The sequence below is a fragment of the Schumannella soli genome (assembly GCF_006517435.1).
In the GTDB taxonomy this organism is placed as follows: domain Bacteria; phylum Actinomycetota; class Actinomycetes; order Actinomycetales; family Microbacteriaceae; genus Schumannella; species Schumannella soli.
Map to the genome: position 1 here is coordinate 581,654 of NZ_VHQG01000002.1, position 17,843 is coordinate 599,496.

Below are 17,843 nucleotides of genomic sequence, written 5' to 3' on the forward strand. Positions count from 1 at the left end.
CATCTCGCAGAGAGGCCCGCGGCCCGCCGCCTAGGATCGGAAGACGCCGCGGCGTCTCGGCACCGGCGCACACCATCAGGAGCACTCTCGTGACCGCCACAAGCCCCCGGCCTGCTCGTTCCCGCCTGCGCGGCACCATCGGAATCGCGGCGATCATCGTCGCGGCCATCGTCGCCGCGTTCTTCATCTTCGCGAGCCTCTACACCGACTTCCTCTGGTACGACCAGCTCGGCTTCCAGAACGTTCTCACCACGCAGTGGTTCGCGAGCATCGTCATGTTCGCGATCGGCTTCGTGGGCATGGCGGTCCCCGTGTTCCTCAGCGTGCAGGTCGCGTTCCGCAGCCGGCCGGTCTACGCCAAGCTCAGCGCCCAGCTCGACCGCTACCAGCAGGTCGTCGAGCCGCTGCGCCGTCTCGCCATGTTCGGCGTGCCGGCCGTGCTCGGCCTCTTCATGGGCGTCTCGACCGCCATGCGCTGGCAGACCGTGCTCGAGTACCTGAACCGCACGCCCTTCGGTGTGAAGGACCCGCAGTTCGGCCTCGACAACTCCTTCTACGTCTTCGAGCTGCCGTTCTTCCACGGCGTGCTCGGCTACGCCTCGGCCGTCGTGATCGTCGCCGGCATCGCGATGCTCGCCACCCACTATCTCTACGGCGGCATCCGCGTCGGCAACCGCGAGGTGCGCATCACGCGCGCGGCCCGCGTGCAGATCGCCGTGACCGCGGCCGTGTTCCTGCTGCTGCAGGCCGTCAGCATCTACCTCGACCAGTTCTCGACGCTGACCGACACCCGCGGCGTGAGCAGCCTGTTCACCGGCGCCACCTTCACCGACGTCAACGCCGTCATCCCGGGCAAGCTCATCCTCGCGATCGCCTTCGCCCTCGTCACGGTGCTGTGCATCGTGACCGCGGTCATCGGCCGCTGGCGCCTGCCGATCATCGGCACCGGCCTCCTCGTCGTCGCGAGCCTCGTGATCGGCACCGCCTACCCGGCGCTGATCCAGCGCTTCCAGGTCGACCCCAGCGCCCTCTCGCTCGAGCGCGACTACATCCAGCGCAACATCAAGGCGACTCAGGTCGGCTACAACATCGACGGCATCGACACCGTCGCCTACTCGGCCAAGACGGATGTCGAGCAGGGCGCCCTGCGCGATGACGCCGACACGACGGCGAGCATCCGATTGATCGACCCGAACGTCGTCAGCCCCACCTTCGCGCAGCTGCAGCAGGTGCAGCAGTACTACCAGTTCGACGACAAGCTCGATGTCGACCGCTACACGATCGACGGCACGACGCAGGACACCGTCATCGCCGTGCGCGAGCTCGACCAGAGCAACCAGAAGAACCCCACCTGGCTGACGAACACCGCCGTCTACACTCACGGCTACGGCGTCGTCGCCGCCTACGGCAACCAGCGCTCCGAAGACGGGCAGCCGAACTTCCTCGAGAGCGGCATCCCCTCGCGCGGCGAGCTGGGCGACTACGAGCCGCGCATCTACTTCGGGCAGAAGTCGCCCACGTACTCCATCGTCGGGGCGCCGAAGTCGACGTCGCCGGTCGAGATCGACTATCCGTCGAGCGACAAGGACGACGACAGCGCCGCCCGCAAGTACACCTACACCGGCGACGGCGGGCCGAAGCTCGACAACGCCTTCAAGCAGCTCGTCTACGCCATCAAGTTCGGCTCGGAGCAGATCATCCTCTCCGACGCCGTCAACAGCGACTCGCAGATCCTCTACGACCGCAACCCGATCGACCGCGTGAAGAAGGCGGCGCCGTACCTGACGATCGACCGCAACGCCTACCCGGCGATCGTGAACAAGCGCGTCGTCTGGATCGTCGACGGCTACACCACGACCGCCAACTATCCCTACTCGCAGGTCGAGCAGCTGTCGTCGTCGATCGCCGACACGAACACGCCGCAGCCCGAGTACGCGCTCGATGACGTCAACTACATCCGCAACAGCGTCAAGGCCACGGTCGACGCCTACAGCGGCAAGGTCACGCTCTACGCCTGGGACGACAAGGACCCGCTGCTGAAGACCTACAGCAAGATCTTCCCCGGCACGCTCGAGTCGCAGAAGGACATGAGCACGCAGCTGCTCGAGCACGTGCGCTACCCCGAGGACCTGTTCAAGATGCAGCGGTCGATCCTCGAGACGTACCACGTGACCAACCCGAGCACCTGGTACGCGCGTGACGACCAGTGGGCGACGCCCACCGACCCGACCGCGTCGAAGGAGGAGGCGGACAAGAAGCAGCCGCCCTACTACCTCACGATGAAGGTGCCCGGCACCGACAAGCCCGCGTTCACGCTCTACTCGACCTTCATCCCCGCCTCCGCCAAAGAGTCGCGCAGCGTGCTCAAGGGCTACCTCACCGCGAACGCCGACTACGGCGCCGACTACGGCAAGCTGACACTGCTCACGCTGCCGAAGGACGACACCGTGCCCGGACCGGGTCAGGTGCAGAACACCTTCAACAGCTCCGACGACGTCGCCACGCAGCTGAACATCCTGCAACGCGGTGACACCACGGTCGTGCGCGGCAACCTGCTCACCGTGCCGGTCGGTGGCGGACTGCTCTACGTGCAGCCCGTCTACGTGAAGTCGAGCGGCGAGACCTCGTACCCGCTGCTGCGCAAGGTGCTGGTCGCGTTCGGCGACAAGGTCGAGTTCGAAGACACCCTGAACCTGGCGCTCGACAAGCTCTTCGACGGCGACTCGGGAGCCGCGGCCGGCGACAACGGCGTGACACCGGGCGACGGCGGCGACAGCTCGGGCGGTGACAGCTCGGGCAGCGGCGGCACGGACGCGGGCAGCGGCACCGGCGCCGGCGACGGCAGCACGGGCAGTGGTTCGGGCACCGGAACCGGCACCGGAACCGGTGACAACGCCGCCCTCAAGAAGGCGCTCTCCGACTACTCGACCGCGCTCGCCGACCGCAACAAGGCCTACGCCGACAACGACCTCGTCGCCGCGGCAGAAGCCGACAAGCGCATGCAGGCCGCCGTCGAAGCCGCGATCGCCGCCGCCGGAGACTGACGGCGTTCACCCTCCGTGCCCCGCGTGGTCAAGAGCGCTCCGCAACCGTGGTAACGTTGTTCTCGCACCGCGGGGTGGAGCAGTTCGGTAGCTCGCTGGGCTCATAACCCAGAGGTCGCAGGTTCAAATCCTGTCCCCGCAACCACGAAGAAGAGGCCCGTAACCTTTCGGTTACGGGCCTCTTCGTGTTTGCCCTCCTATGGTCCGCCCTTCGGGCGGTACGTCAAGAAAGAAGGCCCGTGACCTTTCGGTCACGGGCCTTCTTGTTTGCTCTCTTATGGTCCGCCCTTCGGGCGGCACGTCGCGCGGGAAACTCCGCTCCTGGTCGGCACGTCGCGCGGGCGAGTTCTCATCCCGGAGGGCACGTCGGGGTCGCTTCCTTCTGTCGCGGCACGTCACGCACCTCGCGGTCATGCCCGGTGCGGCACGAAGGTGGCGTGGGTTTGTAGGGTGGGCGGGTGAGCGGAACGACACCCAGCGCCGAGCTCGTGGTCGCCGTGCTGCAGTTCGCTCCCGGAGCGGACCGGGCCGCGAACCTCGAGCGGCTTGCCTCCCTGGCGCGCGAAGTGGCCGCCGATGGCGCGCGGCTCATCGCCGCGCCGGAGTACTCGTCGTACTTCGCCCCGCAGCTCGACGAATCCTGGCTCGAGGCGGCCGAGGATCTCGACGGGCCCTTCGTCACCGCTCTCGCGGCCCTCGCCGCCGAGACTGGCGCCGTGATCGTCGCCGGCATGGCCGAGCGCATCCCGGGGGAGTCGCAGCGCTTCTCGAACACGCTCGTCGCGGTCGACGCGAGCGGAGTGATCGCCGAGTACCGCAAACTGCACCTCTACGACGCCTTCGGCTCGCGCGAGAGCGACCGCATCGTGCCGGGGCCGATCGTCGAGCCCGCCGTGTTCGAGGTCGACGGCATCCGCGTCGGACTGCAGACCTGCTACGACCTGCGCTTCCCCGAGGTCACGCGTCGGCTGGCGGATGCGAGCGCCGAGCTCGTGCTGATCCCCAGCGAATGGGTGCGCGGACCGCTCAAGGAGCATCACTGGCGCACGCTCGTGACGGCCCGCGCGCTCGAGAACACGATCTACGTGGCCGCACCCGACCACGCCCCGCCGATCGGCGCGGGCAGCAGCATGATCGTCGACCCGATGGGCGTCGCGCTCGCGTCGCTGGGGGAGCAGACCGGCGTCGCGGTCGCGCGGGTGTCGCGTCAGCGCGTCGCCGAGGTGCGTGAGGTCAACCCCGCCCTCGCGCTGCGGCGCTTCGCCGTCGTGCCGCGCGACTGACCCGACGCGCGATGAGGCCGAAGGGACGAGGCCGACGGGGCGAGGGCGTCGTGGATGGCGCCCGAGCTCGGCGCGGATGCCGTGCTGCGGTCCGCAGCGTCAGCGGAACGCGGTCTGCAGCTCCAGCGCGTAGGCGTGGTAGATCTCCTTGCCGCGCGTGGTGTCGACGATGTCGGCGTCGACGAGCGTGCGCAGCGCATCCTCGGCCCCGCGCGCGGCGCGATCGAAGTCGATCGTCGGCGCGCTGAGGGCGAGTCCGGCCGAGAGCGCCGTGAGGATCGCCGCGACGGTCGCCGGATGCGAGTCGTGACGCACGATGCCGGCGTTCTGCAGATCGATCACGAGCTGCTCGGGGATCGCCGTACGCGGGCGGAACTCGAAGCCGTCGATCGCGCTGACCATGCGGCCGAGCGAGCGCGGATCGGTCAGGTAGAGGCGCCGCACGAGCTCGTTCTCGTAGACCGAGGTGAGCACGTAGTAGTAGATGCGGGACAGGAATCCGCCGTTCGGGTCGCGGCTGATGTTGTCCAGGGCCGCCCCGATCATCTGGTTCGTCTCGCGCTCGAGCGTGCGCACGACCAGAGCTTCGAGCGTGGGCACGATCTCGCTCAGCTCCGCCTCGGTGCAGTCGAGCCGGCGTGACACCGAGCGCAGGTCGACGCGGTCGAAGCCGTCGTCGATGATCATCCGGACGACGGCGTCGATGGCGTCGTCCAGTGCGGGTGCGGGCATGGCAGGCCTGTCTGTGTGGTCTTCGGGTCCGCACAGTCTAGGCAGGGGGCGAACCGATCTGTTCTCCCCCGATCCGCCCCAATGCGGGGGACGATGCGGTACGGGTGTCGGACTTCTCGTTCCTCCACAGAGGCGATCGGCCGGGGTTCTCCCCGGATCGGGGGAGGCGGGATCCGTGGGCGTCTCCGCTTTCCTAGCGTCGGGTCATGCGCCTCCGCCCTCTCGTCTCCGCCGCCCTGGTCTTGGCGCTCCTCCTGACGATCGGAGCCGTCGCCGTGGCCGTCGGGCCACGCCTCGACGGAGCGGAGATCCGTCCGTCGGGCGTCGATCCGGGGGCCGCCGCCCGCGAGGAGGCGAGCCTGCGGTATGAGGCGCGCGACGCCATCCGCGACTATCGGGAGATCAGCGACCGGGTCGGCCAGGCGGGATGGATCGAGGTCGAGCCGCTGCGCGACGCGGTGAGCGCCATCCGGTTCGAGCAGGAACGGCGCGACGCCGACACGCGGCGCGCCGGAGGCTGGGTCCAGCTCGGCGACACGGAGGTCGCGGAGGTCCGGATCGAGGCGGAGGATCGTGTGAAGGGGAGGGTCGTGCGCGTGCGGGCGACCGCCTGCATCGACAGCGAGGCCGCCCGTGTGCAGCGGATCGCCGATGGAGCGATCGACGCGCTGACGCATCCGGCGCGACAGCGCCTGAGCTTCGTGCTGCAGCGCTATCGCGAGCGAGGCACCCTGCGGGTGGTCTCGATCGATCAGGTGGATGCGACGCCGACCGCACGTGCGAGCGATGACCGCGCCGGCGCCGGCGGCGGGATGCGCGCGGATCCGTGTTGACCGCGGCGTGACGTCATCGCCGGGGCCGCGCGTGCGGAGATCCTCAAGGTGGAGCCGAGTACGCTCCCAGGGTCGACATAGAGATCGCACAAGAAGCACGGTGAGGCTGACGATATGACCGACACCCCCCGCACCCCCGACGAGAACTCGACCGACTCGTTCGGGAACGACGCGGCCGAGTCCTCGCAGACTCCGGCGCAGCCGACTCCCGAGCAGACTGAGGCCGTCGCGCCTCAGACGACGAAGAACGCCGCGCCGACCACCCCCACGGCGCCGGATTCGGCGGCGACGTCGATGCCGACGCCGCCCCCGACCCCCACCGAAGCCCAGGCCGACGGCGGACACCACTTCGGCTACTCGGCCCCGCCGACCGCCGGCGACCACAGCGCGTACTCCGGCGGCTACGGCGCCCCCGCTGCGCCGGGCGCCCCGACGCCGTCGCCGGTCGCCCCGACCGCGGCCGCGTCCTCCGCGAGCGCGACGCCGTCCGTGCCGACGCCTCCCGTCTACGGAGCGCCCCAGACCCCGACCGCGAACGGCCCGCAGAGCTACGGCGCGACGGCTCCGGGAGCGTCCTTCGGTCCGGCCGCCACCGCGCCGACCTTCGACTACGCGACCGCCCAGCCCGGTCTGACCGGCACGGCCGCTCCGACGCAGCGGAAGCGCTCGGCCTCCATCCCTGTCATCGCGGCTCTCGCGATCGGCGCCGTGATCGGCGGCGTCGGCGGCGGCGGGATCGCGGCGGCGACCATGTCGTCGCTCGTCGGCACCTCGAGCGCCGACTCCGCGCGCCCGCAGACGATCACCGTCAACGACAGCAAGTCGGTCAACCAGACCACCGGAGTCGCGGCCAAGGCCACCCCGTCGGTCGTGACCATCTCGGCGACCACGACGAGCGCGGCGGGAACCGGCTCGGGCGTCATCCTCGACGACAAGGGCTACATCCTCACGAACACGCACGTGGTCACGCTCGACGGCGAATCCGGCGATGCGACGATCGAGGTCACGCTCTCCGACGGGCGCATCTTCGCCGGCAAGGTCGTCGGCACCGACCCGACCGTCGACCTCGCGGTCATCAAGATCGAGGCCGACGACCTGACCCCGATCACCTTCGGCGACTCGTCGAAGCTCAACGTCGGCGACACCGCGATCGCGATCGGCGCGCCCCTCGGCCTGTCGAACACCGTCACCGACGGCATCGTCAGCGCCCTCGACCGCAGCATCCAGATCGCCTCCTCGGCGGCACCCGACAACGCGGATCAAAACCAGGGCGGCAACAGCGGCAGCGACAACGGCAGCCCGTTCGACTTCTGGAACAACCAGCAGGGCGGCCAGACGCAGACCGCGACGAGCTCGATCTCGATCCCGGTCATCCAGACGGATGCGTCGATCAACCCCGGAAACTCGGGTGGCGCCCTGCTCGACGACGAAGGCAAGTTGATCGGCATCAACGTCGCGATCGCGTCGGCCGGCGGCAGCTCGTCGAGCTCGAGCCAGTCGGGATCGATCGGCGTCGGGTTCTCGATCCCGTCGAACCTCGCCAAGCGCGTGTCGGAGGAGATCATCGCCAACGGCAAGGCCACGCACGGTCTGCTCGGCGCCTCGGTCAGCGACGCCACGCTCAAGACCTCGAGCACCGTCGGTGCGGTCATCGCCGAGACCCCGGTCTCGGGCGGCGCGGCAGACAAGGCCGGGCTGCAGAAGGGCGACGTCGTCACCTCCTTCGACGGCCACCCGATCACGAGCGCGACCGACCTGACCGCGCAGGTGCGGGCCGAGGCCGGCGGCGCCACGGCGAAGATCACCTACGTGCGCGACAACCGCTCGAAGACGGTCGAGGTCACGCTGGGCACCTACACCAGCTGATCCCACGCTCCGGCCGACGGCCGGTCGCCGACTGCTAGGCTCGCGACGAGTCGACGCACGTCGGCGATCGGCCGGAATCCGGGGGAGCACGATGGACCCGAGTCCGGCATCCACCCCCGAGCTGCCCGCGCTTCCGCCGCAGCCGGGGGTCTCCTATGTCATGCCCGTGCTCAACGAGGCGGGCTACATCGAGGCGGCGGTGGCGAGCATCCTCGCGCAGCGCAATCCCGGCGAGAGCGAGCTGATCCTCGCCCTCGGTCCGTCGACCGACGGCACCGATGCGATCGTCGCGCGACTCGCCGCGCGCGAGCCTCGCATCCGCATCGTCGACAACCCCGCCAGCGACATCCCGATCGGCCTGAACCGGGCGATCGCCGTGAGCCGCTTCCCCGTGATCGTGCGGGTGGATGCCCATACCGAGCTCGCCGAGGGCTACACCGTGCGCGGCGTCGAGACGCTGGCGCGCACCGGCGCGGCGAGCCTCGGCGGCGTCATGCAGGCGACCGGCCGCCCCGGGGTGCAGGCGGCGGTCGCCCGGGCCTACAACAGCCGCTTCGGACTCGGCGGCGGCGCCTACCACGGCGGCGAGGAGGTTCCCGAGGGACCGGCGGAGTCCGCCTACATGGGCATCATGCGCCGGGAGGCCGTGGATGCGGTCGGCGGCTTCGACGAGACCCTGCGCCGCGGCGAGGACTGGGAGTTCAACCACCGCCTGCGTCGCGCCGGCTACCTGGTCTGGCTCGACCCGAAGCTGCGCGTGACCTACTGGCCGCGCAGCACCTGGGCGCGGCTCGCCCGGCAGTTCGTCGCGACCGGGATCTGGCGCGGCGAGCTCGTTCGCCGCCTCGGCGGCAGCAACCCGCTGCGCTTCTTCGCACCGCCGGTGCTGCTGCTCTCTCTCGTGCTCTCGGTCGTGCTGCTGCCGCTGCACGCGTCCGGGCTGCTGCACGGCGCGGCGGGCTGGATCCTCGCGCTCGTCTACCTCGGTCCGCTCGCGTATCTGGCGCTGCTCGTGGCCGCCGCCGCGACCACGTCGGGCGGTCTGATCGATCGGCTCCGCTTCGCCGGGGTGCTCGCGGTCATGCACCTGAGCTGGGCGGCCGGCTTCGTCGTCGGGGTCGTGCGGGGAGCGCGCGACGCGGTCGACACGAGCCGCACCGAGTCCTGACGCGACGTCAGTGCCGCACGGTCGGCGCCGCCGCGTCAGCTCAGCCGAGCATCCCCTCGTCGAGCATCCGCCGCACGACCCGCTCACCCGCGTGGCCGTCGTCGTCGGGCGCGTAGCGGGCACGCCAGCGCGCCCGACGCTCGGCGAACTCCTCCGCCCGGGCGTCCCCGCTCAGCAGCTCGAGCAGCTCCTCGCGCGACTGCACGACCGGGCCGGGCGCCTCGGCGAGCAGGTCGAAGTAGAAGCCGCGCAGATCCTCGCTGTAGTGCGCGAGATCCGGCGTGAAGTAGACGATCGGCCGCTCGGTGGCGGCGAAGTCGAACATGACCGAGGAGTAGTCGGTGACGAGGATGTCGGCGACGAGCAGCAGCTCTGAGACGTCGGGGTAGGTCGTCACGTCGATCAGACGCTGACCGCGGAGGTCGCGCCCGTAGGGGAGCGTGCGCGAATGACCCCGCACGAGCAGCACCGTCCCCGCGGGCAGCTGGTCGGCGAAAGCGACCAAGTCGAGGTAGTCGACGATCTCGGTGCGGTCGTCGCGCCAGGTCGGGGCATAGAGCACGACGCGGGCGCCATCGGGGATGCCGACACGGCGTCGGATCTCGGCGGCGTCGCCGTCGGCGAGCACGTCATTGCGCGGGTAGCCCAGCTGCCAGACGGGGCCGTCGAAGGCGTAGGCGTGGCGGAACACCCCGGCCGCGAAGTCGTTCTGCGCGAGCATGACGTCCCAGCGATCGCGCTCGCGTCGCACGGCGAGCCGGGTGCGCAGTCCGGTGCCCGGCCGGTCGAGGGCGAGGCGCTTGAGCATCGTGCCGTGCCAGGTCTGCACGACCTTCTGGTGGCGTCGCCGCAGGAAGCGCTTGCGCAGCCAGTCGTTGACGACGAGCACGCGGGCCGCGCCGCGGGCGTGCCACCATGCTCGGCTGCCCTCGATCACGCGCACGGCGCCCTCGGGCACCGGCACGGAGGCGTCGGCGACGCTCCAGTAGCGCGTGGTCTCGGGCCGCAGCCGTGCCAGGGCCCGGTCGATCCCCGCCGGGTTGCACGCGACGGTGCGCGCGTAGAAGCTCTCGAAGAACACCGCGTCCTCCGGGCGGACGATCGCGCGGAAGTACTCCGTCTGCAGCCGACGCTGCGCATCCTTCCCGCGCTCCTCGACGCTGAGCGGGGGAGTCACGCGCACGCGCACCCCGCCGTCGATCGGCACGACCTCGAGGTTCTCGAGCGCGTGCTCGAGCCGCAGCGGGGCGGCGCCGGCGACGGCGGTCGTGACGGTGACCCGGGACGAGGGCGCCTCGCCGGGCCGCTCGATGCGGAGGCGGTAGTCGCCGGACGGCAGAGCGAGTCCCGCGTGCCCCCAGCGGGTTGCGGTCAACGGGATGCGCACCGCCAGATCGGCCGGATCGCCGTCGCCGGCGGCGTCGCCGTCCTGGCCGCCCGTCACCCCGAGCACGGTCGCCCGGGCTCCATCGAGCGTGACGGCGGTCGATTCCCGCGGAAGACCCGTGAGCGTCACCCGCAGCTCGGGGGCGCCGTGCGCGTCGAGCTCCAGTGCGAGGGCCGTGACACGCGGGCGCACGACCGGCAGGGCATCCACGCCGTCCAGCGAACCCGGCACGTGCTCGCCGACGCGCCGCAGCAGCGCCGCCAGCACGCGCTCGGCCGCGCGGCCGTCGCGGTGATCGACGTGCTCGTCGACGAGGTGACGACGGTGTCGTTCGGCGGCGCTCGCGTCCGTGAGCTGGTCGGTCAGACGCGCCAGCACGCCCGACCAGTCGACCGCGTGATCGCCGCCGCTGAACTCGCGGTACGACTCGTAGAGGCCGCGCTTCTTCGCGTACTGCTCGAGGTCGGGGGCGAGGAACACGGCCAGACCGCCGGCGAGGGCGTGGTCGTAGGCGATCGACGAGTAGTCGGTGACGAGGGTGTCGATCGCGCTGAGGGCGGGGTTGATATCGCGCAGGGCATCGGAGCCGAGCAGGCGGATGCGCGGCGACGCCTGCGGGCCGCCGAGGTAGTCGCCGACGCCGAGCGGATGGCTGCGCACGAGCAGCGTGGCGTCGTGCGCTTCCAGCCAGTGGACGATGTCCGTCCAGCCGTCGGGGGCGGCGGGATCGGGTGCCCCGTCGCGCCAGGTCGGCGCATAGAGCACGACCGGCCCCGACCCGAGCGGACCGACCGCCGACTCGATCAGCTCTCGTGACGCGGACCGTCGCTCGGCGGCGTCGCCGCGCTGCAGCACGTCGTCGCGGATGTCGCCGGTCACCGGGATCCGCGAGCGCGGCACCCCGAACGCGCTGGAGATGCGCCCGGCGACGAGCTCCGAGGCGACAGGGAACAGGGAGATCCCGCGCCCGGCGAAGCTGTAGGCGCGACGCAGGACCGACCTCACGAGCGGATGGTCGGGGAGCGGCGAGAGCCGCAGGGCTACGGGGGTGTCGAGGTGCAGACGCTTCAGCGGCACCCCGTGCCAGAGCTGCACCACGACGGCGCCGCGGGTGCCGAAGCGGTTCGCGTCGCCGAAGCCGTGCGTGACGACGATGACCTGGGCGCGCAGGGTCGTCCAGAAGCCGCGGGCGCCGTGCTTGAGCTGCGCATCCCATCCGCGTCCGCGGGCCTCGTCGAGTTCGGCGGGGGTGGACGCGAGCCAGACGATCCGCCGGGACTCTCCGCGGGCGGTGGTCGCGGCGTGTTCGCGGGCGAGCTCGGAGAACGGGAGGGCGCCTTCGCCGATGCCGATCCCCGAGCCGATGACCCACAGCCGCGACGTGCGCGGCACGACGAACGACGCGGCGGCGCCGAGCGCGTAGAGGGGCAGTCGCAGCAGCTTGAGCAGATTGCCGGCGCCGAAGGTGAAACTCGCCATAGAACGCCCGGGTCCGTTCCCTTCCCGCCGCGATGCGGCCGCTTGTTCACGATTCTGGCACGATCACCCCTGATCGCGATTCCGGCTTCGCGGGCGGTGTTTGGATGGTCCGGTGCCGCTTCTGAACGACATCCGATCCGCCCGACGCGTGCTGCGCAACATCCTCCGCTCGCGGGCCACGCGGCGCGAGATCGCGGAGCGCTCGGGCGAGTTCCCCCGCCCGCGGCCGAACTCGATCGACGTCGCGGTGTACTTCGCCGACACGCGCACGAACCTGTACCAGATCCGCCAGTGGTATGCCCCGCTCAAGGAGCTCGCAGCCGCGCATCCGGTCGCCATCATCGCGCGCAGCCCGGGCGCCGCACTGACGATCAACGCCGAATCGGGGCTGCCGGTGCAGTACCTGCGCAAGGTGACGGAGCTCGAGTCGTTCGTCGACGAGCAGCAGCTCAAGGTCGTGCTCTACGTGAACCAGAACACGAAGAACTTCCAGATGTTCCGCTACAGCCGCATGTGGCACACCTTCATCAATCACGGCGAGTCGGACAAGATGTACATGACGACGAACCAGTTCAAGGCGTACGACTACGCGCTGGTCGCCGGTCCCGCCGCGATCGACCGCCTCTCGCGCAAGCTCTGGGATTTCGACGTCGACAAGAAGGCGATCGAGATCGGGCGCCCGCAGGCCGACCACTTCGCCGGCAGCACGCCGTATCCGCACGACGACCGCATCGTGGTGCTCTACGCGCCGACCTGGGAGGGCGACCGCCCTGCGGCGCTCTACGGCTCCGTCGCCTCGCACGGCGTGGCCCTGGCCGACGCGGTGCTGGCGTCGCCGACTCACCGCCTGGTCTACCGTCCGCACCCGCGCAGCGGCGTGCTCGACCCCGCCTACAAGGAGGCGAACGCGCGCATCATCGCGGCGATCGCCGCCGCCAACCAGAAGGATGCGACGGCCCACCACGTCTACGACGACGGCCCCGAGATGGGCTGGCAGCTGGCGGCGGCCGACGTCGCGATCACCGACGTGTCGGCCATGGTCTATGACCGCCTCGCCACGGGGAAGCCGATCATCGTCACCCGGCCGCTCGCGCCGGAGGCGGACGTCGACGAGAACGGCTACCTCGGTTCGGCCGAGTGGCTCTACGCCGACCGCGCCGGCGACGTGCTCGGCGACGTGGATCGCGTGCTGCGCGACGCCGAGGCGCAGGAGACCCTCGCGCACTGGTCGGCGCACCACTTCGGCGACACGACCCCGGGCTCGGCGACCCGTCGCTTCCACGCGGCCATCGACCACCTGGTCGCCGAATGGGAGCGCCACGCGGCGATACACGCCGGCGACGGCCCCGACCGCGACAGCGGCGACCCCCTCGACGACGAGGACGACGAGGAAGGCGAGCCCGCGACGGGCGACTGAGCCCGGGCCGCGCTCAGCGGGTCGGCTCGGTGCGTGCCGCGTCCTCGCTGCTCTCCTCGACATCCGTGACGAGCTCGTCAGAGTCACGGCGTCGCCACTCGATCACATGGGTGCCGCTGCGGTCGTCGCCGACGAGGGCTGTGCCGTCCGTCTCGGCGGCGCCCGCGCGCCGGCGTCGGGGGAGCGGCAGGCGCGGTCCGCGGCGCTCGCCGGGCGCGAGCACGCGCGGCTCGAGCTCCGCGGGGAACACGACGGGGGCGGGGCCGAACGCCGTGCGCGACGAGGTCACGACCTTGCGGCCGAGCAGGTGGCTGCCGGTGCCGCCCACGACCGCGCCGATTCCGAAGGGCAGCGTCCGTCCGACGACGCCGGCGCCCTGCGACGCCGCGAAGCGCTTGAGGAAGGCCGACTTCAGCCGGTCGGCGACGACGCCGACGGCGCCGCTCGGCAGGGCGGAGGAGACCATCTCGCCCCAGAATGCTGAACGAGCGACGCCGGCGCCGGCCGCCTGGCCCGCGAACTGCTTGAGCAGGTCCACGCCTCCGCCGCCGAGCATCATCGTCATCACGAGGGTCCGCGCGCGGTCCGGGTCGGTCACGGGGATGCCGTGCACCTCGGTCACCGACTGCGCGAACAGCGCGCTCACCTCGAGGAAGCCGGCCGTCTCGACGCCCGACAGCGCGACCGACGCGCCGATCCCGACCGCGGGGATCGCCGATGCCGCGCCGACGGCCGCCCCGCCCGTGGTGACGGCCGCGAGGTAGCGCTTCTCGAGGATCGCGATGACCTCGGCAGGGGAGGCCTGCGGATGCCGTGAGCGGATTCCGCGGATGTGCGCCAGCACGACGGGGCGCTGCACGCTCAGCAGCCGGTCGAAACCGGTCGCGAGCTTCGGGTGCACGTCGCCCTCGGCGGCGCGGCGCAGGGCCTTCGGAGTCGAGTCGGATCGGGCCATGGCGCCAACCTACGTGGCCGACTCGCGCCCGTGCCGCGTTCCCGGGCGCGACTCAGAAGAGGATCAGCAAGCCGTGTCGCGACCGTTATCGCTTCGTACGGCGCCGGTCGCGGATGCGGGGAGGGCCGCCGCGTTCACGCCTTCTTCGGCGCCGGCTTCTTCGGGCCGTACTCCGCGTTGTAGCGGTCGACGACCTGCTTGATCGGCGCATCCAGTCGCAGCTCGCCCTTGTCGAGGTAGAGGCCGCGCGTGCAGAACCGCAGCAGGTCGCGCTCGCTGTGCGAGACGAAGAAGAGCGTGCGCCCGCTCGCCAGCATCTCCTCGATGCGCGCGTAGCACTTCTCCTTGAAGGCCTTGTCGCCGACCGCCAGCACCTCGTCGACGAGCATGATCGGCTCCTCGAGGCGCGAGATGACCGAGAACGCGATGCGTACCTTCATGCCGCTCGAGAGGTGCTTGTAGGGCGTGTCGACGAAGTCGGCGATCTCGGCGAAGTCGATGATCTCGTCGAAGACCGCGTCGATCTCGCGGCGGCGCATGCCGTGCAGTCCCGCGGTCAGGTAGACGTTGTCGCGCACCGACAGGTCGCCCACGAAGCCGCCGGTGATCTCGATCAGCGGGGCGACGCCGCCGCGCACCGACACGCTGCCCTCGTCGGGCAGCACGACCTGCGCGACGAGCTTGAGCAGGGTCGACTTGCCCTGGCCGTTGCGGCCGACCACGCCGATCGCCTCGCCGGGGCGCACGTCGAAGGAGACGCCGCGCAGTGCCCAGAACTCGCCGGGGCGGTTGCGGCGCTTGCGACCCGACAGCAGGTCCTTGAAGCTGCGTCGCGAACTGCGGTTGCGCTTGAAGCGGATGCCGACGTCCGACACCCGGATCGCGACCTCGGAATCGGGATGCGACACGGAGGCGACGGCGCCGGAGGGAGAGACTGCGTCGCTCATCAGATCTCCTTCAGCACGGCAGGGAGGCAGCGACGGAACACGAGGAGCCCGATCACGAAGAGCACGACGGTCATCCCCGCGCTGATCGCGATCGAGAACCAGTCGAGCTCTTTCGGGAACAGTCCGGCGCGATACAGCGACATGATGCCCGTGAGCGGGTTGAACGAGCCGATCAGCTCGAAGGCCGGGTGCACGCGGCGCAGGTCGTCGAGGCTGAAGATGATCGGCGAGGCGTAGAACGCCAGACGCAGGATGAGCCGCACCGCGCGCTCGAGATCGCGGAAGAACACGACCAGCGGCGCGACGACCAGGCCGATGCCGACCGTCAGCACGGCCTGCAGGATGATCGCCGGCACGAAGTAGACGAGCTGCCAGTTCAGCACCGCCGGATGCGCGGTGAACTGCGAGGCGATGATGAACAGCGCCAGCACCGGAAGGCTCAGCAGGAACTCGATGCCCTTCGACAGGACGATGCGGGTGACCCAGATCGAGCGGGGGATCGTCGTCGAGCGGATGAGCTTCGCATCGCGCGTGAAGGCCTTCGTGCTGTCGCCGACCGCGCCGGTGAACCAGGTCCACGGCAGCAGCGCCGCCATGAGGAACACGATGTAGGGCTCGTGGTTGATGCCGCGCTGGAACACCTGCGTGAACACGAACCAGTAGATGCCCGCCATGAGCAGGGGGTCGAGGATCGACCAGACCCAGCCGAGCGCGGAGGTCGAGTAGCGCACCCGCAGGTCGCGCGAGGTGAGCAGCCAGAGGGAGCGGCGGTAGCGCGTCGCCGGCGACCAGGTGCGTCCGAGCGCCGTCGCCGTGGTGCTGGTGGTGGTGCTCACAGGGAAACGATAGCGGCGGCCCGCCGAAGCGAGCCGCCGCCGTGCGGCCTTCCTGAGAAGGCCTTCAGATCATCTGTCGCGATCTTCAGTCGTCCGAGGTCAGACGAAGAGGTTCGCGCGCTCGAGGTCCTCGGCGAAGTCGACCTCGACCGCGTAGAGGTCGGAGATGTCGACCGGCTCGAAGCGGGTCTTGTCCTGCTCGATCGACAGCTCGATGCCGCGCTCGAAGTAGTCCTGGTCGCCGACCTTGCCGAGCTGGCGGATGAGGCCCGCCTTGTCGCGGCTCGAGACGAAGTTGATGCCCACGGCCTCGCCGAGGCCGCCGACGACCGTCTTCGAGAGCTCGTCGATGAAGCCCTCGGCGTCGACCGTGTACTTGACCTCCTCGTCGGAGACCTTCGCGGTGTTGACGCTGACGAAGCTGCGGTCGCCCTCGACCCACTCGGCGGCGCGGATGAGCGCGGCCGGGTCGAAGACCACGTCGCCGTTCATCCAGAGCACTCCGCCGTCCTTCGACGCCTTGAGCGCGCGCAGCAGGCTCTTCGAGGTGTTGGTCTGGTCGTACTGCTCGTTGTAGACGAACTCCGCTTGCGGGAACGCCTCGACGATGTACTCCATCTTGTAGCCGACGACGATCGTGACCTTGGCCTTCTTGCCGAAGGCGGCGCGGATGTTGTCGAACTGCTGCTGCATGATGGTGCGGCCGTCGCTGAGCTCCGTCAGGGGCTTCGGGAGCGAGCGGCCCAGTCGGCTGCCCATGCCGGCAGCCAGGATCACGATCTGCGTGGTCACGTGTGAATTCTCCTCGATCGGGGGTGTCCGAGAGTCGTGAGCGGGACGTTCGCGGGAGCTGGACTCCCGCGGGTCACCGCGTGTTCGCGTTCCGGCGACCGATTCACGCGGAGTTCACCGCGCCGACTCACATCGGACACCACGTCGTGCTTCCGAAGTTTAGCCAGGCGAACTATCTCCGGTCACGCGCGCCCAGGGTTCTGCGACCTATTCGTGACCGCTTCGTGATCGGGGGAGACCCGATCGGTCCACCCGGGCCGTCACCGCGGCGCCGGCCGATCGTCATGCTCCGACGCCGTGGGTTTCACTCGGGTACGGCATGGGTAAGGTTGTCAGGTGACGACGAACGAGCCGGCTCCGGACGCCGAGGGCGCCCCCGCTCCGAAGCGTCGTCCGACCTCTCGCTCGGCGGCGACGTCGTCCTCCACCGGGCGTTCCTCATCCTCGTCGCGCACGTCCCGGGCGGCCTCCGGACGCTCCGCGTCCGCTTCAGCGAGCACGGCGGAATCGGGTCCGGCGGCTCCGACCGAGAGCGATTCCACCGCCTCGGGCGCCGGCAAGCCGACCGCGCGCCGCACCGCCTCCGCCTCGAAGGCCTCGGCGGCGAAGACCCCGGCGACGCGGGCCAAGTCCGCGACCTCCGGCTCGCGCACGACGGCGAAGAGCGGCACCTCGGCGAGCCGCAGCGCCGCGACGAGTCCGCGCACGCGCAAGCCTGTTTCCCGCGCCTACGCGCCCAAGCCGAGCACGGTCGCCGCCGACGAGCGCAGCACCGCGGCCGACGCCACCGTGGACGACGCCGTCATCCTCGAGGAGGAGATCGGGGCAGGCCCCCTGGCGCCGCACTCCGGCTCGGGTGAGGATCCTGCTGTGACCGAAGACGCCCCCGTCATCGAGTCGGTCGCCGATCCCGCCGCCGACACCCCCGAGTCCGACGTCCCGACCACGTCGGTCCGCATCGTCGAGCCCGTGTCGGCAGAGCCGGCCGCCGCGACGGAGCCGGTCGTGGAGGCTCAGCCCGAGCCGGTCGTCGAAGCTCAGTCCGAGCCTGTTGTGGAGACTCAGCCCGAGCCCGAGCCCGAGCCCGAGCCCGAGCCCGAGCCC

13 protein-coding genes, 1 tRNA gene and 1 pseudogene are annotated in these 17,843 nt (G+C 70.5%); 8 read left to right on the forward strand and 7 right to left on the reverse strand.

The genetic code is table 11. From position 1 onward, the window contains the following. Positions 1–89 precede the first annotated feature (89 nt). From FJ657_RS08395 to FJ657_RS08405, 3 genes are all read left to right on the forward strand, one after another. Positions 90–3,044 (forward strand): UPF0182 family membrane protein, encoded by a 2,955-nt coding sequence (locus FJ657_RS08395; protein WP_181408918.1) that lies wholly within the window; start codon positions 90–92, stop codon positions 3,042–3,044. A 68-nt stretch (positions 3,045–3,112) separates the two neighbouring features. Continuing rightward, positions 3,113–3,189, forward strand: a tRNA-Met gene (locus tag FJ657_RS08400). A gap of 313 nt (positions 3,190–3,502) precedes the next feature. Further along, on the forward strand, positions 3,503–4,327 hold the full coding sequence (locus FJ657_RS08405) for a carbon-nitrogen hydrolase family protein (protein ID WP_141163227.1): 825 nt from the start codon (positions 3,503–3,505) through the stop codon (positions 4,325–4,327). Between the two features lie 99 nt (positions 4,328–4,426). On the opposite strand, the gene FJ657_RS08410 is transcribed toward FJ657_RS08405, so the two are convergent. Continuing rightward, on the reverse strand, positions 4,427–5,059 hold the full coding sequence (locus tag FJ657_RS08410) for a hypothetical protein (RefSeq protein WP_141163228.1): 633 nt from the start codon (positions 5,057–5,059) through the stop codon (positions 4,427–4,429). A gap of 206 nt (positions 5,060–5,265) precedes the next feature. On the opposite strand from FJ657_RS08410, the gene FJ657_RS08415 reads away from it, so the two are divergent. From FJ657_RS08415 to FJ657_RS08425, 3 genes are all read left to right on the forward strand, one after another. After that, positions 5,266–5,892 carry a hypothetical protein gene (locus FJ657_RS08415; protein WP_141163229.1) on the forward strand — a complete coding sequence of 209 codons (627 nt, stop codon included), beginning with the start codon at positions 5,266–5,268 and terminating at the stop codon, positions 5,890–5,892. A gap of 114 nt (positions 5,893–6,006) precedes the next feature. After that, the gene (locus FJ657_RS08420) at positions 6,007–7,758 is read left to right on the forward strand and encodes a S1C family serine protease (RefSeq protein WP_181408919.1); all 1,752 of its coding nucleotides are present in this window, start codon (positions 6,007–6,009) and stop codon (positions 7,756–7,758) included. A 91-nt stretch (positions 7,759–7,849) separates the two neighbouring features. Beyond that, entirely contained in the window at positions 7,850–8,926 is a 1,077-nt protein-coding gene (locus tag FJ657_RS08425) for a glycosyltransferase family 2 protein (RefSeq protein ID WP_141163230.1), read from the forward strand. A 40-nt stretch (positions 8,927–8,966) separates the two neighbouring features. On the opposite strand, the gene FJ657_RS17375 is transcribed toward FJ657_RS08425, so the two are convergent. Further along, positions 8,967–11,792: a CDP-glycerol glycerophosphotransferase family protein gene (locus FJ657_RS17375; protein ID WP_255447220.1), complete on the reverse strand. Its 2,826-nt coding sequence runs from the start codon at positions 11,790–11,792 to the stop codon at positions 8,967–8,969. A gap of 112 nt (positions 11,793–11,904) precedes the next feature. Between FJ657_RS17375 and FJ657_RS08440 the strand changes: the two genes are divergently transcribed. Next, on the forward strand, positions 11,905–13,209 hold the full coding sequence (locus FJ657_RS08440) for a CDP-glycerol glycerophosphotransferase family protein (RefSeq protein WP_141163231.1): 1,305 nt from the start codon (positions 11,905–11,907) through the stop codon (positions 13,207–13,209). Positions 13,210–13,222: 13 nt separating this feature from the next. Here the strand turns inward: FJ657_RS08440 and FJ657_RS08445 are convergent, their stop codons facing one another. The 5 genes from FJ657_RS08445 to FJ657_RS08465 all read right to left on the reverse strand — a co-directional run bounded on the left by FJ657_RS08445 (position 13,223) and on the right by FJ657_RS08465 (position 17,446). Next, positions 13,223–14,164: a hypothetical protein gene (locus FJ657_RS08445; RefSeq protein WP_255447221.1), complete on the reverse strand. Its 942-nt coding sequence runs from the start codon at positions 14,162–14,164 to the stop codon at positions 13,223–13,225. A gap of 134 nt (positions 14,165–14,298) precedes the next feature. Next, on the reverse strand, positions 14,299–15,111 hold the full coding sequence (locus FJ657_RS08450) for an ABC transporter ATP-binding protein (protein ID WP_141163232.1): 813 nt from the start codon (positions 15,109–15,111) through the stop codon (positions 14,299–14,301). Beyond that, complete coding sequence (locus FJ657_RS08455) at positions 15,111–15,947, reverse strand: ABC transporter permease (RefSeq protein WP_141163233.1); 837 nt, start codon at positions 15,945–15,947, stop codon at positions 15,111–15,113. The genes FJ657_RS08450 and FJ657_RS08455 overlap by 1 nt, the downstream gene beginning before the upstream one ends. A 99-nt stretch (positions 15,948–16,046) precedes the next feature. Further along, positions 16,047–16,739, reverse strand: coding sequence for a phosphocholine cytidylyltransferase family protein (locus FJ657_RS08460; RefSeq protein ID WP_141163234.1), 693 nt, complete (start codon positions 16,737–16,739; stop codon positions 16,047–16,049). A gap of 332 nt (positions 16,740–17,071) precedes the next feature. Next, positions 17,072–17,446: a hypothetical protein gene (locus FJ657_RS08465; protein ID WP_141163235.1), complete on the reverse strand. Its 375-nt coding sequence runs from the start codon at positions 17,444–17,446 to the stop codon at positions 17,072–17,074. Positions 17,447–17,609: 163 nt separating this feature from the next. On the opposite strand from FJ657_RS08465, the pseudogene FJ657_RS17070 reads away from it, so the two are divergent. Beyond that, positions 17,610–17,843 (forward strand): annotated as a pseudogene (locus FJ657_RS17070) (hypothetical protein); the annotation flags it as partial.